The sequence below is a fragment of the Pontibacter burrus genome (assembly GCF_010686685.1).
Classification (GTDB): Bacteria; Bacteroidota; Bacteroidia; order Cytophagales; family Hymenobacteraceae; genus Pontibacter; species Pontibacter burrus.
Genome location: NZ_JAAGWD010000004.1, coordinates 169,182 through 191,298 on the forward strand (window position 1 = coordinate 169,182; position 22,117 = coordinate 191,298).

At 45.1% G+C, this 22,117-nt stretch carries 21 protein-coding genes; 15 read left to right on the forward strand and 6 right to left on the reverse strand.

Features of this window, described 5'->3' with window-relative positions:
* Positions 1 to 170 precede the first annotated feature (170 nt).
* From GXP69_RS10260 to GXP69_RS10285, 6 genes are all read left to right on the forward strand, one after another.
* Positions 171 to 3,875, forward strand: a complete 3,705-nt coding sequence (locus GXP69_RS10260; protein WP_235925660.1) for a sensor histidine kinase — start codon at positions 171 to 173, stop codon at positions 3,873 to 3,875.
* Positions 3,868 to 7,353, forward strand: a complete 3,486-nt coding sequence (locus tag GXP69_RS10265; RefSeq protein ID WP_163914978.1) for a hypothetical protein — start codon at positions 3,868 to 3,870, stop codon at positions 7,351 to 7,353. The genes GXP69_RS10260 and GXP69_RS10265 overlap by 8 nt, the downstream gene beginning before the upstream one ends.
* A 103-nt stretch (positions 7,354 to 7,456) precedes the next feature.
* Positions 7,457 to 7,735, forward strand: a complete 279-nt coding sequence (locus tag GXP69_RS10270) for a hypothetical protein (protein ID WP_163914979.1) — start codon at positions 7,457 to 7,459, stop codon at positions 7,733 to 7,735.
* Positions 7,736 to 7,821: 86 nt separating this feature from the next.
* A complete protein-coding gene (locus tag GXP69_RS10275; protein ID WP_163914980.1) occupies positions 7,822 to 8,490 on the forward strand; it encodes a hypothetical protein in 669 nt (222 codons plus the stop codon).
* 178 nt (positions 8,491 to 8,668) lie between these two features.
* Positions 8,669 to 9,598, forward strand: coding sequence for a 2-hydroxyacid dehydrogenase (locus GXP69_RS10280; protein ID WP_163914981.1), 930 nt, complete (start codon positions 8,669 to 8,671; stop codon positions 9,596 to 9,598).
* A gap of 1 nt (position 9,599) precedes the next feature.
* Positions 9,600 to 10,016 (forward strand): VOC family protein, encoded by a 417-nt coding sequence (locus GXP69_RS10285; RefSeq protein WP_163914982.1) that lies wholly within the window; start codon positions 9,600 to 9,602, stop codon positions 10,014 to 10,016.
* A gap of 209 nt (positions 10,017 to 10,225) precedes the next feature.
* Here the strand turns inward: GXP69_RS10285 and GXP69_RS10290 are convergent, their stop codons facing one another.
* Both GXP69_RS10290 and rfaD read right to left on the reverse strand, forming a co-directional pair.
* Positions 10,226 to 10,684, reverse strand: a complete 459-nt coding sequence (locus GXP69_RS10290) for a YciI family protein (protein ID WP_235925662.1) — start codon at positions 10,682 to 10,684, stop codon at positions 10,226 to 10,228.
* Between the two features lie 141 nt (positions 10,685 to 10,825).
* The gene (gene rfaD, locus GXP69_RS10295; protein WP_163914984.1) at positions 10,826 to 11,791 is read right to left on the reverse strand and encodes an ADP-glyceromanno-heptose 6-epimerase; all 966 of its coding nucleotides are present in this window, start codon (positions 11,789 to 11,791) and stop codon (positions 10,826 to 10,828) included.
* Positions 11,792 to 11,855: 64 nt separating this feature from the next.
* Between rfaD and GXP69_RS10300 the strand changes: the two genes are divergently transcribed.
* The 7 genes from GXP69_RS10300 (at position 11,856) to GXP69_RS10330 (ending at position 18,275) form a co-directional block, all read left to right on the forward strand.
* Positions 11,856 to 12,764, forward strand: a complete 909-nt coding sequence (locus GXP69_RS10300; RefSeq protein WP_163914985.1) for an ABC transporter substrate-binding protein — start codon at positions 11,856 to 11,858, stop codon at positions 12,762 to 12,764.
* Entirely contained in the window at positions 12,761 to 13,768 is a 1,008-nt protein-coding gene (locus tag GXP69_RS10305; RefSeq protein ID WP_163914986.1) for a FecCD family ABC transporter permease, read from the forward strand. The genes GXP69_RS10300 and GXP69_RS10305 overlap by 4 nt, the downstream gene beginning before the upstream one ends.
* The gene (locus GXP69_RS10310) at positions 13,769 to 14,185 is read left to right on the forward strand and encodes a 6-pyruvoyl trahydropterin synthase family protein (protein WP_163914987.1); all 417 of its coding nucleotides are present in this window, start codon (positions 13,769 to 13,771) and stop codon (positions 14,183 to 14,185) included.
* A gap of 63 nt (positions 14,186 to 14,248) precedes the next feature.
* Positions 14,249 to 15,361, forward strand: coding sequence for a lipid-A-disaccharide synthase (lpxB, locus tag GXP69_RS10315; RefSeq protein WP_163914988.1), 1,113 nt, complete (start codon positions 14,249 to 14,251; stop codon positions 15,359 to 15,361).
* A 61-nt stretch (positions 15,362 to 15,422) separates the two neighbouring features.
* Positions 15,423 to 16,304 (forward strand): NotI family restriction endonuclease, encoded by an 882-nt coding sequence (locus GXP69_RS10320; protein WP_163914989.1) that lies wholly within the window; start codon positions 15,423 to 15,425, stop codon positions 16,302 to 16,304.
* On the forward strand, positions 16,301 to 17,194 hold the full coding sequence (locus GXP69_RS10325; protein ID WP_163914990.1) for a DNA adenine methylase: 894 nt from the start codon (positions 16,301 to 16,303) through the stop codon (positions 17,192 to 17,194). The genes GXP69_RS10320 and GXP69_RS10325 overlap by 4 nt, the downstream gene beginning before the upstream one ends.
* 280 nt (positions 17,195 to 17,474) lie before the next feature.
* On the forward strand, positions 17,475 to 18,275 hold the full coding sequence (locus GXP69_RS10330; protein WP_204281985.1) for a pseudouridylate synthase: 801 nt from the start codon (positions 17,475 to 17,477) through the stop codon (positions 18,273 to 18,275).
* A 38-nt stretch (positions 18,276 to 18,313) separates the two neighbouring features.
* On the opposite strand, the gene GXP69_RS10335 is transcribed toward GXP69_RS10330, so the two are convergent.
* Positions 18,314 to 18,520, reverse strand: a complete 207-nt coding sequence (locus GXP69_RS10335) for a helix-turn-helix domain-containing protein (protein WP_163914991.1) — start codon at positions 18,518 to 18,520, stop codon at positions 18,314 to 18,316.
* 3 nt (positions 18,521 to 18,523) lie between these two features.
* A complete protein-coding gene (locus GXP69_RS10340) occupies positions 18,524 to 19,060 on the reverse strand; it encodes a DUF2975 domain-containing protein (RefSeq protein ID WP_163914992.1) in 537 nt (178 codons plus the stop codon).
* A gap of 181 nt (positions 19,061 to 19,241) precedes the next feature.
* Between GXP69_RS10340 and GXP69_RS10345 the strand changes: the two genes are divergently transcribed.
* The gene (locus tag GXP69_RS10345; protein ID WP_163914993.1) at positions 19,242 to 19,799 is read left to right on the forward strand and encodes a sugar O-acetyltransferase; all 558 of its coding nucleotides are present in this window, start codon (positions 19,242 to 19,244) and stop codon (positions 19,797 to 19,799) included.
* 44 nt (positions 19,800 to 19,843) lie between these two features.
* On the forward strand, positions 19,844 to 20,389 hold the full coding sequence (locus GXP69_RS10350) for a GNAT family N-acetyltransferase (RefSeq protein ID WP_204281986.1): 546 nt from the start codon (positions 19,844 to 19,846) through the stop codon (positions 20,387 to 20,389).
* Here GXP69_RS10350 and GXP69_RS10355 read toward each other — a convergent pair whose 3' ends face one another.
* A complete protein-coding gene (locus GXP69_RS10355) occupies positions 20,390 to 20,785 on the reverse strand; it encodes a hypothetical protein (RefSeq protein WP_163914994.1) in 396 nt (131 codons plus the stop codon). It lies immediately after the preceding gene.
* A gap of 128 nt (positions 20,786 to 20,913) precedes the next feature.
* Positions 20,914 to 21,912 carry a c-type cytochrome gene (locus GXP69_RS10360; protein ID WP_163914995.1) on the reverse strand — a complete coding sequence of 333 codons (999 nt, stop codon included), beginning with the start codon at positions 21,910 to 21,912 and terminating at the stop codon, positions 20,914 to 20,916.
* Between the last annotated feature and the right edge of the window lie 205 nt (positions 21,913 to 22,117).

Below are 22,117 nucleotides of genomic sequence, written 5' to 3' on the forward strand. Positions count from 1 at the left end.
TTTATTTTAGCACAATTTTTGTACAGCAAAGGCAGAACTATAGTTTGGAATATAGGAACAACTATCGTTCGTAAATTGCAGAATCACCTGTTTTTAAAGTATATTTCAATTCTGAATCAATAGGGCTTCTCTATCGTTTTGGTTAAATTCGTGTAATAAACTGCTGAGGTTTGAATCGGAAGCTAATTCCTTACTTGCTTTTCCTGGTGTCGTTGCTGTGTTTTGCGGCTACAGCGGCCATTCATTTTAATGTAGTTAAACTGCCCGCTGCGCTTACAAACGACCAGGGGCAAATCGAAGCGATTCAAGAACGTACCGATAGGGCTATTCTTAAAGCGACCGCACAGGCCAGACACATAGCAGAAAAGCTAACCACTGACAGCCTTTCCTTCTCTGAGCTTTTAAAAGAAGCAGTATATCCAACACTGGTTTACAAGCAAGGCAAGATTGTTTTCTGGTCTGATCACACGGCTATGACAGAACTGGATCTGTTGTCTAAGACAGAAGCTATTTCCATGTCGGGTGGTGAATATGGCTCTTATATTATAGTACCACAGAACAAAGGCAACTACCGCATTTATGTATACATTCCGCTGGAAACAGATTACCGGATCAAGAATGAGTACCTGAGCAAAAGTTTATCGCAGGAGATCTTTCATAAAGCGAGCGTTATTGTGGTGCAGGATCCAAAAATGTCTTTGCCCCAGATTAAGTCGCCCACAGGTAAGTATCTGTTTTCTGTAGAGTTAAAAACGATCGATAACGACAACGGAAACCAGACTGTGCTGCTGGTGTTGCTGGTACTCGCAATCATTTTTTACATTGTGGCAGCTGCCGTGTATTGCAGGCAGCAAATTAAACTTGGCAACTATGCACAAGGCACTATAACATTACTTCTGCTGCTGGTTATCCTGCGTGTTAGCCTTCTGCTGCTGAACCTGCCTTTCGTCATTATCGATCTGCCTGTTTTCGACTCCAGGCTTTATGCTTCGTCATACTGGTCGCCTTCTATTGGAGATCTTGCCTTGAATATGCTGTTGCTGCTAACGATGGCTGTGGCGGCTTTGTATCTGTATTTTAAGTACAAAATAGTTGATAAGCTGCGGCACCTGCCAAAGCAAAAAAGCCGCTTGCTGATAGCTGCCTGTATGGTGCTGCTGTATACATTCTTGGTGGTGCTTTTCAGATTTTATTACGGCATTTACCATAACTCACCGCTGGTGCTCGATATTAACCAGTCGCTGGAATTTTCGCGGTACAAGATCATTCTTTATGGCGTGATGTTTCTGCACACGCTGGCCTTCTGCGGTTTTGCATATATCCTCTCAACCACAGTAGTTGTGTTGTTAAAGGGTAATTTAAGCTGGTCTTACAAACTGTTGCTGCTCATTTTTATAGTACTGCTGGCTGCTGCCCTGTTCGGGCCGGTTCAGTTCTGGGCCCTGATTGTGAATGGCACCTTGTTCTGGTTTGTCGTACTGCTGTCGGCGCAACACCGTAACATTGTAAGCTCAGCCTACCGCAGTTACCTTTTTGTTTTTCTGGTAATTATGATGAGCGCACTGACAGGAGCTTTTGCCCTGTACAGGCATTATCAGAGCCAGGTGCGGCAATACAAGCAAGCATTCGCCTCTGGTATTCTGCAGGGGAACGATGTGGTAGGAGAATACTTTTTGGATGAAGTTGCAGCCAAGATAGCAAGCGATGCCCTGATCCGCTCTAAAATGATAGGGCCTTATGTGGATGCTTCTTTCATCAAACGCAAGATCACAAGGCAATACCTGCACGAAGACTTTGATAAGTATGAAACAAATGTATTACTGTTCGATAGCCAGGGAAACTCACTGGAAAGTGCCGATACAACCGCTACTACACTGCAGCAACTGCTAAAGAGATTTGATACACCTGAAAACCGGACAGAGCGCAAAAACCTGTTTCTGGTACAGGATCCTAACAGGTATAACTCAAGGCAATACTTAAAACTGATAGATGTGCCGCTGGGCGCGCAACAGCATGGCACTATTGTGTTGCAACTAAGCCTGCAGAAATTGCTTCCCCATAGTCTGGTGCCTGAGTTACTGAGTAACCAGAAAGTAACACAGCCATTCCGGACAGACCTGTTAAGCTATGCCATTTATGAAGACAAGAAACTTAGTTTCAGCGAGGGGCAGTACGATTATGCTACCAACCTGGATGTTGCGCATATTGGTCATTCAGAGTTTTACAAAGACGGTCATAACCAGGGAGGTTTTCACCATTTTGGGGTGAAGGACGGCGAGCACCGCGTGCTGGTGGTTACTACACAGAAGTACAGTGCCTGGGAAGTTCTTTCGAATTTCTCGTTTATGTACCTGATTTATACGGCAGGGTTTATAGTATTGCTGCTCCTTATATTTGCCAGCAGGCCAAATTATATACGCGAGTTCAGGCCGAATTTCAGTACCAAGATCCAGATCTTCCTGAATTTCGGTATTCTGCTTCCTTTGTTGCTTGTAAGCCTTACAACTGCCAGTCTGGTAACAGCGTCGTACAAACGCGACCTGATGACAACCTATGAGCAGCGGGGACGTGTAGTGCAGGAAAGACTAGGCGCACTATTGACCGCGCCTGCAACATATGACCGGAATGAACTGCAGCAACGTATCACTGAGATAGCAGCTATTTCTGAGGCAGATATTAACCTGTATAACCGCGACGGCAGGTTACTTACAACCAGTCAGCCACTGATCTTTGAAGCCGGCCTGTTATCCAAGCTGGTTAACCCGGAAGCTTTTGCAGCCATTTCGGAAAGGCAGGCGCTGCGGGTGCTGCTGGAGGAGCGAACAGGTAACCTAACCTTTAATGCGGTGTATTTGCCGCTGCGCGCAAACAACGATCCGTTTTCTATAGCCGGCTTTATCGGTATCCCGTTCTTCGATTCGGAGAAGGAACTGGATATGAAACTGATCGAACTGATCACGACAACCATGAACATTTTTACGGTGATGTTTATCCTGTTCATGCTGCTCACATTCTTTGCGTCGAGGGTACTAACTGTGCCATTGCGCCTGCTGGCCGACAAACTGAAGCGCACCTCCCTGACCGGAAAGAACGAAATGCTGGCCTACGAAGGAGCCGACGAGATCGGGATGCTGGTGAATGAATACAACCGCATGCTACTGACGCTGGAACAGAACAAGCAGGATCTGGCTATTCAGGAAAAGGAAGCGGCCTGGCGCGAAATGGCCCGACAAGTAGCACACGAGATCAAGAACCCGCTTACCCCGATGAAGCTCTCTTTGCAGTATCTGCAGAAAGCGATAGAAGAGAACCGACCAAATGTTGAGCAGCTTATTAGTAAGATCTCGCAGACACTGATCACACAAATCAACATCCTGAGCGACATTGCCACCTCGTTCTCCAGTTTTACTTCCATGCCGGAGCCTAAAGCAGAGTTAATGGATGTGGCAGCTGCCCTACGCAAAGCGGCGGACCTGCATAATGACCCGGTATCGGCTAATATTACGGTAAACATACCTGCTGAAGAAGTAATGGTAATGGCCGACGAAAGTTTGACAGTAAGAACATTTAATAACCTGCTGCTGAATGCTATACAGGCTGTTCCTACTAGCCGAAAACCACAGATAAAGGTTGAGCTGACACACAACGCCAAAGAGGTATATATTCAGATAAAAGATAACGGAAGCGGTATACCAGCCGATATCCGCCATAAAGTGTTTGTGCCCAACTTCAGTACTAAGTATACAGGCTCTGGAATAGGGCTTGCGGTGGCGAAGCGCGGAATTGAAAATGCTGGCGGAAGAATCTGGTTTGAAACTGAAGAAGGCAAAGGCACTACCTTTAAGATTACGTTACCGCTGGCGAACCATGCGTAGCCAAAAGCTTATACTTACTTTATTACTAACTATAGTTTGCCTTCCGTTGCTGGCCCAAACGCCCCTGAGTAACAAACGTTGCCAATGGTTGCGCGTAACCTCAGAGCCAATAGTACTGGACTCTATGTCGATCCTGCCATCAACTATAGAGTTCTTCGGGCCAAAAAAAGATCAGTACGCCTTTGATTACAACTATAGCACCAACCAGTTTACCTTTACCCGCTTCCCTGCCCCGGATTCGGTAGCTATTGATACACTTGGAACGATGAGGGCCTTACCGGATTCGGTGCTGATCTGCTACCGGGTGCTGCCACTTAACCTGACCAAACCGGCCTTCCGGAGAGATATAAACCAGCTGGATATGAGCTCTTTCAACAAAGGCGTTTACCAGGAAGACATTACCCAACGCGAAGAGATTTTCAAAACGCCGGGGCTGAACAAGACCGGTAGCATAAGCCGGGGCATCTCGTTTGGTAATACCCAGAACGTGTTCGTAAACTCTGCCTTAAACTTACAATTAGATGGAAAGCTAACCGACGAGATAAGCATTACCGCCGCTATTACAGACCAGAACATCCCGTTTCAGCCGGAAGGAAATACGCAGCAGCTTCAGGAGTTTGATAAAGTATACATTACGCTCAAGCACAAACTATGGCAACTTACGGCCGGCGATGTAGTGCTGCGTAACAAACCCTCATATTTTCTGCAGTTCTACAAAAACGTACAGGGCGCTGCTTTCGAGACCACTTTCGGTAACACACCAGAACGGCAGGGAACCACAACTATAGCCGCGTCGGCATCGAAGGGAAAATTTACCTCGCAGGAGATACAACCACAGGAAGGGGTGCTGGGGCCATACCGTTTGCGCGGACCCAATAACGAACGCTTCATTATAATTTTGGCTAACTCGGAGCGAGTTTTTTTAGATGGCAAGCTGTTGCTGCGTGGCTATGATTACGATTATACGATAGACTATAACCAGGCTGAGATCACGTTTACTACGCGTCATGTTATTACCCGAAATTCCCGCATAAAGGTTGATTTTGAATACTCGGAACAGAACTATAGCCGGGCCATTTACCACGCCAGCCATTACCAGCAGCTGGATAAACTGAGCATTTACGGCAACTACTATAACGAGCAGGACAACCCGAACAACCTCCTGAACCTGGACTTGCGCGACGAAGACAAAGTGCTGTTGGCGGGAATAGGCGATGACCTTAACCGTGCCGTTATTCCGGGTATTGACAGCGTGGCTTTTGATCCGAACCAGGTTTTATATGCCCGGCGCGATACGATAGTTGGTGGTTTCCCGAATGAGATTTATGTGTATACTACAGACCCGGCTACCGCACACTTTAACGTGCGGTTTACGGAAGTAGGGCAGGGGCGCGGCGATTATGTGGTAGCGAATACCACTGTAAATGGGCGCGTGTACCGCTGGGTGGCGCCGGTAAACGGAGTTCAGCAGGGAAGCTATGCCCCGCTCCGCATTATACCAACGCCGCGCAAAAAACAGCTGGTAACTATGGGCGCCGGTTACGAGCTGCAGAAAGGAGTAAATGTTTTTGTTGAAGGAGCGGCTTCGCAAAACGACTTGAACCGTTTTTCTGCCTTAGATGCTGCCGACGACAATGGAAAAGCGCTGCGCGTTGGATACCAGGTGCAGGACAGGGAAGTGGCTTTTCTTGGCGAATACAAACTGAACAGCACACTTAACTATGAGTATACCGATCAGAATTTTGAGCCAATAGACCGTTACCGCCCTATAGAGTTTGACCGCGACTGGAGCCTCCAGAACCCTGATACAAAAGCAGAAGACCATATTTTTAACTTCTCGGTAGGTGCTGTAAAAGATCAGCTAAACTTATTTAACTATAGGATCAGTAGCCGTAACCGCGAAGACCAGTTGCAGGGCGTGCAACATTACATGGATTTGTTGAAGCAGATTGGCAGAGTAGAGCTCCGCAATAACCTTTTCATGCTCAATAGCGAGCAGAACAAGAATAAGTCTACCTGGTACCGTGGCGATGTAGGTGCAAATTATAAGTTCAGGAGTTTTTCGCCGGGTTACCTGTATCGCTTCGACAAGAATCGGATTGAAACTATAGGTTCAGACTCTTTGGTAGGATCAGCACAGTATTTTGATGAGCACCTGTTTTACGTGGAAAGCAGCGACACTGCCCGCACCCGTTTCAGAGTAGACTATAGCCACCGCACCGACCTGCGTCCAACTATAGCCGGCGAGTTTGGGTCACCGGAAGTAGGCCAGACTTATAATGCCGCACTCAGCACACCCATTGGTGTAGAAAGCGACCTGGCCCTGCAGGCTACTTACCGTAAAATGAAACTGTCGGATGGGAAGCTGGAAGAGACCATCCAAAGCCGCGCCGATTGGAATGCCACGATGCTGGAAGGAAGCCTCCGCTCAGAATTAACTTATGAAGTAGCCACAGGTCGTGAGCTGAAGAAGGTGTTCGTGTTCCGCGAAACGCTGCCGGGGCAGGGCACGCACTACTTGCGCGAAGGCGGTAACCCTAACGACCTGAATGATTACCTGGAAGCCCAGACCGTAGACCAACAACGCTACATCAAGATTTTTCTGCCGACTGACGAATACATTAACGCCTATACTAACCGCTTTACCTACAGGCTCAATACCAATGCGCCGCGCAGCTGGCGCACAGCCAATGGGGTGAAAGGCTTTGCGGCCAAATTTGCTATTCTATCTTTTGTCAGTATCGATAAGAAGACTACAGACAATGACCTGCAGAACCGTTTCAACCCCTTCAGCCAGGACATCGAAGATGAATTCCTGATTTCGATGGCACGCACACTGCGTAACTCGGTATACTTTAACCGCAGCAATCCGCTTTATGGCCTGGAATATACTTTTCAGCAGAATCAGCAGAAGTCGTTGCTGGCTAACGGTACGGAAACCCGCAATATAGGCAGCCATAGTTTGATCGGGCGGGTAAACCTGAACGAGGTGCTCAGCTCTAAACTTACGCTTGGGACTAATGTGCGCGAGAATCAGTCTAATTTCCTGGAATCAAAGAACTTCCGAATTCGGTCTGCTGAGGTTATGCCGGAGCTGGCTTATCAGCCAAACACTCGCCTGCGTTTTACCGGAACGTACCAATTCTCACGCCGCGAGAATGAACTGAACACAAAAGAAGGAGAGCAACAAGCAAATTTTCATGAACTAGGCTTGGAAACCCGATTAAGCCAGGTAAACAAACGAGCTGCCACTGCTACACTCAAATATGTAAACATCGGCTTTACCGGAGAAGAAAACTCATTTGTAGGCTATGAGATATTAAACGCCCTGCGCCCCGGCAATAACATTACCTGGAGCCTGAACGTGCAGCAACGCCTAAGCAATGGCCTTAACATTTCCCTGAATTACGACGGCCGCAAAGCCAATGGCATAAATGCGGTGCATACAGGCCGCACGCAAGTATCGGTACTGTTTTAATTTATAAATTTCTATATTGTTTGTTGCTTGTAGTCCTATAGTTAGAAAGAACTTCCAACTAACAGGATAATAACCGAAGTAACTCCTTGTATACTATAGTTGTATGTCATTTTTAATTATGGAAAAGGGGGAAAGATTCATACTCAAAACATTCAATGGAGCAACAACCCCTAGTAAAGAATGTGAAGAGAAAGAGAACTATTGGAAGTTAATCCAAGAAGAAGGAACTGTAGTAAATTTTGCTGACGATTTGGGTTTCCCTTACAAGAATAGAGTTTTGTTACAGTTTGACTGTGATGTAAAAGCTCGTGGACTTGAATGCCATAATGAGAAGCCTAATTCTTTATGGATTTTAAAGACAGATTTAAAAGAAATAAGGTAAAACATCATACAACAAAGTGCAGCCTTTATGCTCGGCTTCGCCTCGTCCATCGGCTGCACGAGTAACGTTAGCTTAAAGTGGAATTCATGAATAAAATTGCTAACAGAATAAAATTAAATAATAACCTGTGGTTTACGATCCTTGGGAATAAATTAGTATTTGGATATTCATTCCTAAGTAAAGGGTTTCACTATACATTTTCATTTGGAAACAAGTCGGGAATTTTTGATCTACATTTAACGAATAGCAAGGGCGAGCATTATACAGTTCTAGAAATCTCTCACCAAAATATCTATGAGGTTTTACCGATTCTATTGGTTAAGATCAAAAAATCAGTTTTTGTCTTATCTAATTTTGAGGAATCTAAATGTAATAGTGAAGACTTTACAATTTATAAAATCGAACAATATAGCGACGTTACAAGTGAATTGAGGACTTTAACAAAAAAGAATAAGATTATTATTGATAAAGATTCCTCAGAATTCAAAAGCTTTGTTGAAAAGCTCACAGAGACACAAAGTACTAGAATTATCAAAATATCTGATCTTAAAAATGAGCCCCAGTTTTTAGGAATAGTAAAGTCTAAAACAGAGTGTTTTTTTATAATGAAGAGTCCCTTCTTGGAAGACCAAGTATTTAGAATAAACAATATAGATTTAGATATCAATTCAGTCTTTGAAAAGATTTTGGGTAAGGAAGTTTATGAAACTATATTAAATCGAATTAATGACGGAATTTTACAGCTACAAGAGTAAAATAACACTATTGGCTAACAAAAGCTATAGCAAATTGCACGATGTACATTTTATTCAGGCGCTACAATTCTCATAGTTTTCATTGTCTTAGTTGACAAGAATTTGCTTTGAAATCCGCCACTTGCCTTAAACAAGCCCTTTATAAAACCAACGAACACTGCATTACCAATCACCAACCATGTCTATAGTTATCATCACAGCAGGAAAAGAAACAATCGGCTGGGAAAAGGCGCTGAAGGCGAAGCGGCCTGAGCTGGAAGTGCTGGTTCATCCGGATGTAGCGGCTAAAGATAAAGTAGAGTTTGCCCTAACGTGGGGGCATCCGTTGGGGGTGTTCAAAGAATATCCTAACATCAGATGCATTGCCTCGATGGGCGCTGGCGTAGATCATATTCTCCGCGACCCGGAACTACCTGTTTCAGCGATCATCACCAAACTGGAAGACCCGAACCTGACCAGGGATATGGGCTTGTTTGTAGTGGCACTGGTGCTGAACCACATGCGGGACCTAACGTTCTATAAGCAGAATCAACAGCAGCACAACTGGAGCCACAAACGCTACCTCACCACCGATAACACAACTATAGGCATAATGGGGATGGGGACGCTGGGTGCACATGCCGCTGCAGAACTCACCAAATTAGGCTTTAAGGTAAATGGTTGGGCACGCACAGAAAAACAGCTGGCAACTATAAAAGTATATAAGGGAGCAGAAGAGTTAAATAGTTTCCTGGCGAAGTCTGATATCCTGATCTGCCTGCTGCCTTTAACGTCGCAAACCGAGAATATTCTAAACAGGCAAACACTGAGTAAGCTGCCCAAAAATGCTTTTGTGATAAATGTTGCAAGAGGACGGCATCTGGTAGACGAGGACCTGATAGCGTTACTGGATAACGGACACCTGGCAGGTGCCAGCCTGGACGTATTCCGGGAGGAGCCATTGCCCGAAGACCATCCTTTCTGGAGCCACCCTAAGATCAACATTACACCACACATTGCCAGCATTACCGATCCGGCATCGGCAGTTTCGCAAATTTTAGATAACTATGACAGGCTTCAGCGAAGGGAGCCACTTAAAAATGTTGTTTCACCTGAATTAGGCTATTAAGATGAGTGCATTCCATTACGCTTTTAAAGTAAAAGACATACAAAGCACCCGCGATTTTTACAACGGCATTTTAGGCTGCAAGCTCGGCGACTTTACTGAGCACTGGATCGATTTTGATTTCTTTGGTAACCAGTTGTCGGCCCACATCAGCGCAGATATACCTCCTCTGGATTATTGTGGTAAGGTGGATGGTATCAGTGTACCCATTCCGCACTTTGGTTGCATTCTGCAGTACGAAGATTTTATGAGAATACAGGAAAACCTGGCAAATGCCGGAGTTAAGTTCGTGGTAAAACCATACACCCGCTACGAAGGCAAAAAGGGGGAGCAGCTTACCATGTTTGTGCTGGACTATAGCGGCAATCCGCTGGAGTTTAAATCCTTTAAAAACGACGAAGAAATTTTTGACAGGGAGTAAGGGGCCTTTATAGTATCAATTCCAATGCCGTCAACTTAAGTTTATTGTCATCTCGACGATAGGAAAGATTTATTTTGAACACTCGTAAACCTACCTTAAATAGATTTCTCACTAAGTTCGAAATGACAGTTTAGTAGATCAAACTCTTTAAGTCAACGGCATTGGAAGCAGGCCTACAACTACACCTGCAAAACCAAGTGTTTACTGCTTTAAGGATTCTCCTTCGATATTATGCTGTGCGTATCCAGATACACAGGCAAAGCAGCAGAGCCATACCACGGATATAACTCCACATCAAAAACCTTCGCTTGTACAGCCGGGTCTGTCTCTACCATTTTCCTGGCTTCTTCAACGGTTTTAGCATTTAGAATAAAGATGCCGCGGTAGTTCTTGTCGTTTTTGCCCAGTGGGCCTGCTACAACCAGTTTTCCTTCTTTTACCAGTTTGCCGATGTTCTCCATGTGTCCACGGAAGTACTGGTTCAGTTTATCTTTATCGGTAGTAGTGTTTGATCCGGTCTTCAGTATAGCCAGTACATACTGCTTCATGCCATAATCGTCGGCACCCAGCGAGTCGGCGAGGGCTTTGTTATAGTTCGGGTTCTGCGACTGCGCAATAGCTGTGAAGCTAAGGCAGCAAAGTATGGCAAGGGCAAAGAAGTATTTCATGATCATCCGTTAAATGCGGCTAACAAGTTACATATTCAAAGTAAAGGTGCAACTATAGTATCTGAACTATAGCTGTACCTGTTGGTAATTCCGCTGAACAAGAAACTCAATTCATAATTCAGCATTCAGAATACTTAATTCCTAGTAAAACTTCCTCTCCATCAGATAATTCTGCACATAGTCCTTCACACCTTCTTCCAAACTATAGAATGGCTTGTCGTAACCGATAGAGCGGAGTTTGCTCATGTTGGCCTCGGTGAAGTACTGATAGTTATCGCGCAGATTTTCGGGGGTGTCCATAAAGTCAATATTCGGTTCCACACCCATAGCTTCGAAGGTATTTAACGCCAAAGCCATAAACGTGCGTGCTTTACCGGAGCCTAAGTTATAGATGCCGGAATTTTTGCGGTGGTGCATCAGGAACATACACACTTCCACTACATCTTTCACATATACAAAATCGCGCATCTGCTCGCCATCGGCAAAGTCGGGGTGGTGCGAGCGGAAAAGTTTCATGCTGCCGTGGGCCTTTATCTGGTTGTAGGCATGGAAAATAACCGATGCCATTTTGCCTTTGTGGTACTCGTTGGGGCCATACACGTTAAAGAATTTTAGGCCAGCCCAGAAGAATGGCTTCGCCGTTTGTTGCAGTGCCCAGATATCGAAATCGTTCTTTGATTCGCCGTATGGGTTAAGTGGTTTCAGTAACGGAATAGTCGCTTCGTCATCGTCATAACCCAGCGTACCAGCGCCGTAAGTAGCAGCCGAAGATGCATAAACCAACGGAATCTGGTATTCGCAGCAGGCGTTCCAGATGGCTTTGGAATAGTTCAGGTTCAGCAGGTCAAATACATCTTTGTTGAACTCGGTGGTATCGGTGCGTGCGCCCAAGTGGAAGATGAATTCTACCTCTTCGTAGTGCTTGTCCAGCCACTTTATAAAGTTGTCGCGGTCTACAAACTCCTTTATCTTTTTGCCTTTCAGGTTATCTTCTTTTTTAGCGACAGAAAAATTATCCACCACTACAATGTCATTAAAGTTCGCTGCATTCAATCGGCTTACCAGGCAACTGGCAATAAACCCGGCAGCACCGGTAACTACGATCATAGAATTAGGGCTATGTTAGATTTTGCTTAAATTTACGAAAATATCAAGAGCAGGTCCTGCCCCGATGAAGAACAAAGCCATAGTTTATAGTTTATATCTCCTGAGCTTCATAGTTGCAACTATAGCCGGCTGCCAGCAGAAGCAGGAACCGCAAAATCAGGATCAGGGCATAACTATAACCGATGACCTGGGCCGCGAACTTCACTTACCAAAGCAACCGGTGCGAGTTTTCGGCTTTACATCCGCTATGGCCGAAATGCTGTTTGCTATAGTTGATACCGCCAATATTATTGCCCGGACTCCTGACTGCGATTACCCAGCGGCCGTTTACACCAAACCGTTGGTCAGTAATTACCCCGTAGACCTGGAACAGGTACTCGCCCTGAAACCCGACCTGATCTTTACCAGCGAAGGCATGACGCCCCTGGAAGATGCCGCCCGCCTGCAGGAACTGGGCATACCGGTGTATTACCAGAAATACCGAACCGTTGAGGATGTGCTGCGCGGGATAGAGGACATTGGCCGCATTATGGGCCGCGAACAGGTAGCTAACCACTTGGCCGATTCGCTGAGAAAAGAAGTGCAGCAGCTCGAAACCAACTATAGAAACCGACCAAATCCGCTGCAGGTGCTGACGATTACCTGGACCGACCCGATCTATGTGTATGGCCAGAACACGCTGCTGACTGATAAACTTCGCATTTTAGGAGCAGAGAATGCTGTGAAGGAAACGTTTGACCAGCCTTACCCGGCCCTTACCCGCGAATACATTCTAAAGCTGAATCCGGATATTTTGATGGGTGGTACCAAAGAAAAACTGGAGCAGACCTTTTTCAGCCAATACCCGGAGCTGCGCAAGATAAAAGCCTATAAAGACGGCAGAATTTACGCGCCAACCGGCAACCTGATCGAGCGGCCGGGCCCGAGAATTGTGGAATCTCTCAGAGAACTGGAAGGATTTCTGTACCCATGATGCGCAGCCTGTACTTTATATTGGCCCTGCTGCTGATAGCTATAGTTATAGTATTGGGCCTGCAGGTCGGTTCGTTTGAATCGGATCTTTCAACTATAGCCGAAGCTTTCCTCAACTATAACCCAGATAATACCACGCATTACGCTATCGTGCATCTGCGTTTGCCGCGCTTGCTGCTGGCGTTGGTAGTTGGTGCATCGCTGGCTTTTTGCGGGTACTTAATGCAGGCAATGGTAAACAATGGGCTGGCAGACCCTTATTTGCTGGGTACGGCTTCGGGAGCATCGTTAGGCGCGGTGTTGGTTTTCTTTGGCTTTGTGGAGATAACGATAGGGAGCTTTTACATGCCGCCGGTGCTGGCCATGGCAGGTGCTTTTATAGTTACGCTGGTGGTGGTGATACTCGGCTACCGCAAACGTCAGCTCATTCCTGCACAATTGTTATTGGCCGGTATTGCGATCAGCTCACTTTGCACAGCTATGGTGGGTTTGCTAACTTTCCTGTCTGATTCCGAATCTAAACTAAAGTCGGTTATTTTCTGGAGTATGGGCAGTTTCGAGCGGGCCAGCTGGACCCTGCTGCCTTACCCTGCGGTGGCGCTTATCATGGCGCTTCTACTTTTTGCCTTCCTGCAAAAGCAATTAAATATACTGATGCTGGGCTCCGAAAGGGCGCAGGCGCTGGGTGTGCAGGTGTCGCATACGCGCTGGGCTATATTGGCTACTGTTTCTATAGTTACGGGCTTTGCCGTAGCTACGTCGGGGCCTATTGGGTTTGTGGGGCTGATAGTGCCGCATGTAACGCGCGGGCTGCTGGGAACCACGGGTAAAAGTAACCTGCTTTTCTGTGCTTTTGTGGGTGGCTTGTTCATGCTGCTCTGCGATCTGCTCTCCCGAATAATTTATCCGCCAACCGGACTGCCAATCGGAATTATTACATCGTTCTTTGGTGTTCCTTTCTTTGTATATTTGCTGTCCAGAAAAAATTACAAGTTTAGCAGTTAAATGATTTACGTTAGCAGATTAGAGCATTTTAATGCAGCCCACAAGCTGCACAACCCGAATTGGTCGATGGCGAAGAACAAGGAGGTTTTCGGGCCGTGTGCGAATACCAACTGGCATGGGCATAATTACGAGCTTATTGTTACCGTAAAAGGCAAGCCGGACCCTGACACCGGCTTCGTGATCGACCTGAAAAAACTGAGCACGCTTATCCGTACCCACATCATCGAGAAGGTAGACCACAAGAACCTGAACCTGGATGTGGCGTTTATGGAAGGCAAACTGGCCAGCACCGAGAACCTGATCGTAGAGTTCTGGAACATCCTGGCTCCGCAAATAGAAAAGATATCCAGCGCTAAACTACACAGCCTCAAGCTTTACGAAACGCCGCGTAACTACGTGGAGTACTTCGGAGAATAATTTCCTTTTTTAATTTTAGTGCGCTTATACCTGTTCAGGTAGCCCATTACGTTTCTGCATTACATGAAATACTACATTATAGCTGGCGAGCGATCAGGTGATTTGCATGGTTCCAATCTTATAAAAGAACTCAGGAAGAAAGATCCCGAGGCTCAGATACGTGGCTGGGGCGGCGATATGATGCAGGAAGCCGGAATGGAGCTGGTGCGCCATTACCAGGACATGGCTTTTATGGGCTTTGCCGAAGTAATTAAGAACCTGCGCAAGATTTTCGGTTACCTGAAAGAAGCGAAAGCCGACATCGCCAACTATAAACCTGATGTGGTGATACTGGTGGATTATGCCGGTTTTAACATGCGCATTGCCAAGTTTGCCAAAAGTAAAGGGCTGAAGGTTTTCTATTACATATCCCCGAAGATCTGGGCCTGGAACCAGGGTCGTGCACACAAAATCAAAAAAGTAGTAGACCGCATGTTTGTGATCATGCCGTTTGAGAAGGATTTCTACAAGCGCTTTGATTACGACGTGGATTACATCGGTAACCCGGTATCAGATTCAGTAACCGACCACGTGGCGAACCCGGACTTCAGGTTGAAAAACCGGCTGCTGAACAACAAACCTATCGTTGCCATACTGCCCGGCAGCCGCGCCCAGGAAATTGAGAACATGCTGGATGTGATGCTGAGCGTGCTCCCTTCGTTCCGCGATTACCAATTTGTAGTGGCCGGTGTGTCAACGTTCGGGAAGGAGTATTACGAGCAGTACAACAAAGACAAGAACATTAAAATAGTATACGACCAGACCTACGACCTGCTCTCGCACTCGGTAGCGGCCCTGGTTACGTCCGGCACAGCCACCCTCGAGACAGCCCTGTTTAACGTGCCGCAGGTAGTATGCTACAAAACCAGCAAAATATCTTACACCATTGGTAAAATGGTGATCAAAGTGCCTTACATCTCCCTCGTAAACCTGATCGCCAACAAACCTGTCGTTACCGAACTCATCCAAGACGACTTTACAGGCAAACAGGTAACCGCCGAACTCAAAAGCATCCTCTTCGATAAGGTTTTCATCAAAAGACAGAAAGAAGGTTATGCCTTGGTGCGTGAGAAAATAGGAGAATACCGCACCGCCGAACGCGCCGCTGAATTAATGGTGGATTATTTGAAGGGGTAGGGGTTATATTTATATTTTGAGCTATAAACTATAGTTAGCTAATTTTATTATTTTTGGTAATATGAGCTCAAATAAAGATTTACAACCCCTAGGTGAAGTTTTTGGCTTTCCTATAGATAATGAAAGCGAAAGAGCTAAACGTTATCAGAGTAATAAACTTTGCCCCTTCAATAATATCGTTTCCAATTGCACTAAGAATAGTATTGAGTTCCCTTTAGGTGTTTGTAGTCTAAATCATAAAGGCAAGCAAGTAGTAATTTGTCCTATAAGGTTCCGAGAAGACTGGAGTATCATTAGTGATGCTGCAAGTTTTATTTTCAATAATAAGGCTACCTGGACCCATATTGGAGAGATAAGATTAAAAGATAAACATGGAAAGTCAGCAGGTAATATCGACTATGTTTTAGTGTCTTATGATGATAAAGGCAGAATAATAGATTTTGGTTCACTTGAAGTTCAGGCTGTCTATATTTCAGGAAATTTAACTGGTCCGTTCTCTGCATACATGGAACAACCAACGCCTGACTTTACTTGGACACAGGCTTTCAAATATCCTAAGCCAGATTATCTTTCTTCGTCAAGAAAGCGTTTAATTCCACAAATAATTGCTAAAGGTTCGATTTTAAAGCAATGGGGCAAAAAGCAGGTCGTAGCATTACAGACAAGTTTCTATGATACACTCCCAGCGCTGCCTGAATTTGATAAAGCTGAGTCAGATTTTGCTTTTTTTCTTTATGATCTTGTAGCTGATGAAGAGGCTAAAACACTATCGCTTAAACTGCAGCGGGTTGTTTATACAAAGTTTGCGAATGCTTTGGAACAAATTGCTAAGTTTGAAGCGGGTGCAATAAATGAATTCACCGAAATATTGCAAAAGAAACTCGACAATAAAAGAGCGGGTACATCTGATATTAATAACATTGAAAGCATAGTGGTAGAATGAAGAATCAAATGACCTTATTTGATATTGGCGAAGCAAGTAATACCCAATCTATTATTAATGTTGCGTCTGTGCCCCAGCGAAGCCCTTTCAGGTACCCAGGTGGTAAGACATGGTTGGTCCCAACAGTTAGGCAATGGTTAAAACAGGAAAACAGAACGGTAGATGAATTACTAGAACCCTTTGCAGGTGGCGGTATCGTAAGTTTGACAGCAGCATTTGAAAAACTGGCTGACAAAATTACTATGGTTGAATTGGACGAAGAAGTTGCTGCCGTCTGGGAAGTTATTTTGAATGGTAGTAACAAATGGCTTGCAGATAAAATCTATACATATGATTTGACCCATGCAAATGTAAAAGCAGAATTAGAGAATCCGAACAAAGAGCTTCGCGATATTGCTTTCTGTACAATTCTTAAAAATAGGGTTTTTCACGGTGGTATATTAGCTAAAGGTTCAGGAATGATTAAAAATGGAGAGAAGGGAAAAGGAATTACTTCTCGTTGGTATCCTAAAACACTACGTGATAGAATATTAGCAATTGGTTATGTGAAAGATAAAATAGAATTTCTAAAAGGCGACGCTTTTCATGTTTTAGAACAAAATTTGGATAACGGAAATGCTTACTTTTTTATAGATCCACCATACACAATTGCGGGTAAGCGACTATATACTCACTACAACATTGACCACGAAAACCTATTTAGGCTGACGTCTCTATTAAAGGGAAAGTATATGTTAACTTATGATGATACTCCAGAGATACGTCATCTTGCAGACAAGTATAATTTGCAGTATAGAACAATACCAATGAAAACAACATTACACTATGAAAAGAATGAAATAATAATTTCTGACAACTTTTCATGGTGGAGAGAAATTGATAGGCGTTAATACTAGTAGCTAACTATAGTTTCGCCAGTTGCAAACTGCTGCCATGCACAACCACCAGTTACCGCTGCGCTCAAACTGGCGGTATGGTTACTCTTCGGCAAACATCAGCAAGTATTCCAGTTGGCGAGCTTATGCTTTACAAATCAATGCGTGTTTCTGATAGTAGTTCTAAGGCTATACTTACTGGTTGGTTAGAATATATAATGCAATTCTGCTAAACCGGACAAACTCTTGGCTATTCTTGCTACTTTTGCACCCTATTAATAGTAAAAGTATCAGCTTGCCGCCTTCCTTACCTCCCCGAAATAACTTCTTTATCCCGTTTAATGAATCAATAGAGCATTTTGCTTTACCTGATACGTTTACCGATCCTTTTAACTATAAACCTCACCCTATCAGCTTACTGGCATCCAGAGAATTGCAGGATTACCTAAGCGAGCAGAAGGAGTGGGAGCATAACTTCGGGCTGAACGATAGCAGTGAAGGCAGGATCATTGGTAAAATGTTTGGGGTGTTGGTCGTCAGAACTGCCCAGCATGAGGTCGGATACCTGGCAGCCTTTTCGGGTAAATTGGCGGGAGGTTATCATCATGCAAAGTTCGTTCCCCCGGTATATGATGCCCTTAAAGAAGGCAGTTTTCTAAACATCGGAATGCAGGAGCTTACACAGATAAGCAAGCAGATAAAGGAACTACAGGAAGAACTGGCAGACAACAAGGAGATGATCGGTGCGCTTCAGCAGTTGCGAAAAACGACATCTGTTGCGTTACAGGCTAAACTTTTTGACCAATATCATTTCCTGAACCAGGCCGGGCAAGAAAAAAGCCTGCGCACCATCTTTCAAAAACAATTTAACAATAACCCGCCTGCCGGGGCCGGTGAATGCGCTGCTCCTAAACTATTACACTACGCCTTCCGGCACCAGATGCAGCCCTTAGCTTTGGCAGAGTTCTGGTGGGGGCAATCCCCTAAATCAGCTACCTGGAAACACAGCCATTTTTATCCTTCATGCCAGGAAAAATGTGCTCCTATATTAGCGCATATGCTTGAAGATATGGTTACAGACCTGCAACCGACGTAAAACCTGAATCCAAACTAAATAGAAGAACGCTACGTTCATCAATCTTCGGCATACTCCAGTAAATCTCCCGGCTGGCAATCCAGGGCTTTACAGATCGCTTCCAGGGTACTAAAACGAACGGCTTTGGCTTTGCCGGTTTTAAGGATGGACAGGTTTGAGAGCGTAATATCCACTTTCTCCGACAGCTCGTTCAGCGACATTTTCCGTTTAGCCATCATCACATCCAAGTTCACAACTATAGGCATGGTTTAAACGGTTAACTCTTGTTCAGACTGAATTTCAACGCCGCGCTTAAAGATCTGGGCAATTATAAATACCAGCCCGGCTATAAATAAATATTCGCCTCCATTGCCGCTGCTCAGCAATTCGCCTGTGCTTTTTGCCAGCCATTTGCTGTGCGCACTGCTTAGCTGCAGCACAATCCAACTGCCCAGCAAAACATAACTAATGGCTGCTACTCTGCCGGCCACTTCAGCTGTAAACGGGTTTTGCAAATTAACCTTAGACAATGTCTGGATAACCAGGTAAGCGATGTAGGCTTTCATGGCAGACAAAGCAACTATAAATGAATAATGTAAACTATAGTTGTAAAAACTCGCCTGACGCAGGTCATACAGGTCGAGGCCGCGGTAGAGGTCCTGCGCCACAGTTGGCTTAAAGTAGCTGAATATAAAAGTGAAAAGTATAGCGCCTGTTTTTATCAGTAAACCTATAAATACAATCCAGGCCAGTACGTGCATGATAGTCAGGATCGTCTGCGTCTGGGTTTTGGTATGCTTTTCCATAGTTGTCGGGTTTTATAGTTTATGTTGTAAGTATAAACAATATTTATTGATAAACAATAAATATTGTTTGATTTATGGCAAACTGCTCAAAACATGATTTAAACATTAACATAACTAAAGCCAGTGAGTAGAGTATTCACCAGCATACTATAGTTGCTAACTATAAACCAATTAACACCCGATGAAAACCGAAAAAGAAAAAATGCTGGCTGGAGAGCTGTACGATGCACTGGACCCACAACTATCAGAAGAGCGGACGAAGACAAGGCTGCTGCTGCAACAACTTAATAACTCCCGCGAAGATTACCCCATCGAACGTGCCCGCATTTTAAGAGAACTGATACCCTATGCCGGCGAAGGCCTGTGGCTGCAACCCCCGTTTTACTGCGATTATGGCTATAATATGATTATCGGCGAAAAGGTGTTTTTCAATTTTAACTGCGTAGTGCTGGATGTGATGCCGGTAACAATTGGCAGCCGCACGCTTTTCGGGCCGAATGTACAGATCTATACCGCCACGCACCCGCTCAACTATAAAGAACGCGCCACCGGACTGGAATCTGCCAAGCCCATTACGATAGGCGAAGACGTCTGGGTAGGCGGCAGCGTGGTAATTTGCCCCGGCGTAACCATTGGCGACAGGACTGTGATAGGTGCAGGCAGCGTAGTTACCAAAGACATACCTGCTGATGTGTTTGCGGCAGGCAATCCCTGCAAAGTTATCCGGGAGCTGGAGTAATCGGAATTATAGTTACCTTAACTATAGCAAACAACTATAGCATTATGCCACACCTAAGTTTACGCGAACTTGAGACAAAAGACATCCCGCTATTAGCAGATTACTGGCTTAACGCCGAACCTGACTTTTTAATTGGCATGGGTGTAGACCTGGCTAAGTTACCAAACAGGGAGGAATGGGCTGCCATGCTCACGCAACAGCTAAGTTTGCCGGTTAACGAACGGAAGAGTTATGCCCTGATTTGGGAGGAAGATAACACACCTGTAGGGCACAGCAACGTGAACAAGATCGTGTTTGGTGATTCAGCCTATATGCACCTGCATTTGTGGCAACCGGCGCTCAGGCAAAGAGGAGTTGGTACGGAACTGGTTAAGAAATCACTCCCATTCTACTTCGAGAAGCTGCAGCTTAAAACCCTTTACTGTGAGCCTTATGCACATAATCCTGCTCCGAATAAAACACTGGCTAAAACAGGTTTCGAGTTTGTAAAGCGGCACACAACCATACCCGGAACTATAAATTTTGAGCAGGAAGTAAACCTTTGGCAGCTCACCCATGCGCAATATGAGAAGCTGATAACTGAACTATAGTTATTGCTTCACCTTTTCGGTACGCTTAATCTGCACAGGCTCTTTTCCTTTATAAATGCTGCCTGTTATAGTATCAGCTTTATAACTATAGTATTTGTAACCTTCATAATCCATGTAAAAGCCGGTTTTGGGGTCATATACTTTGTGCAGGTTCGGGTAATGCCAAAGGCCGGTTGTGGGGTCGGGGATGCGGGTTCTGCTGGCGTCCATAGCGTTGGGCATGGGCACGGGCATGGTGTTGGCAGAATCTTTGGCAGACCAGCTCAGTTTGGCCGTGTTGGTTTTCAGGAAGTAATCAAACCGCTTTACAAAATCATGCAGCTCGTGTGTCTGACTCTGCGCCGTGGTGCTGAGTGCTGTTACAAATACAAGGGCTATTGTTATAAGTAGTTTCATAGGTGAGGAGCTATAGTTCTGATCGGTTATACGTGTCTGTTTTAGCTTGTTAGAGCCTATTAAAGATATAAAAAAGAGCCTTTTGCAACAACAAAAGGCTCTCTGGCAGATAAGGTTAAAGCTATAGATTATGATTTAGGAGTTGCCGGTGTATATCTTTCTACTTTGTTCTTCTTTGGCTCTACGGTGCGCAGGTACTGGTAAATGGCACGCAGGTCTTTTTCCGTCATACCTGCATACATACCCCATGGCATAATAGTATTAAAATCGTTGGGAGCAAGCTTCTGGTTTGCCATCTCAGGGTTCTCGTGTTGCTTAAAGCGGGCAACAAAAGCCTCTTCGCTCCAGGCACCAATGCCGGTTTCTTCATCTGGCGTAATATTGGCTGAGCGCAGTGTACCGCTCGGCAGCTTAAACTCGAAACCACCAGCCAGTTCTTTGCCCGCTATTGGTGTGCCTTTGTCAGCAGGGGTGTGGCATTCGTTGCACGAAGCAATGGTAACAAGGTATTTCCCTCTTGAGACTTGATCGTCGTCGAGCACCGCTTTCATGTTGTTTTCAGGAGTAGATGGCATGGTGCGCAGGATCAGGTTCATCGGGAAGTCCGCATCCGACTTCGGGATATTGTTTTTGATCGGGTCAAGGGTGCGCAGGTAGGCAATAATGGCATAAACATCCTGCTCCTGCATCTGGCTGAAAGATTTGTAGGGCATTACCGGGAAGAGCGGGTCGCCCTCTTTGTTTACGCCGGATGTAATGGCGCGGTAAATTTCGCCATCGGTCCAGCTGCCAAGACCGGTTTCTTTATCAGAGGTAATATTTTTGGCATAAAACACACCCGGAAAACCCATTGAATGGTCGAAGCGGTCGCCGCCTTTGCCTTCGGTGCCCGGCACTACAGGCCCTGCAAACCGAGTCCAGTCACGTTCCGAGTGGCAGTCTATACACACAGCTACGTGGTTTGCCAGGTACTCACCCTTTTCCAGTAACTCAGGTGTTGCCTTTACTGTTATGGCAGGAGCCGCATCCACGTTCGGAAAAGCATACTGCATGTAGATTATACCGGCAGCAATAATGGCCAGGATGCCTACCAATGCGTAGCCAATAAATTTGAATACCTTTTTCATATAGTTCAGTTAGTGATCATGATTTGGAAATATAGATAGATTTATTTGTGTAATTTTATTATAAAATATGATTTATGCAAATGAAACATACTGTTAATACTATATTTTTTGTGGAAAGATGATTTTAATTGGTAGACTGAAATAAAAAAGCCGCAGGTGTTACGCTGCGGCTTTTGTGCTTTTAAACTATAGGCTATGCTGCCTG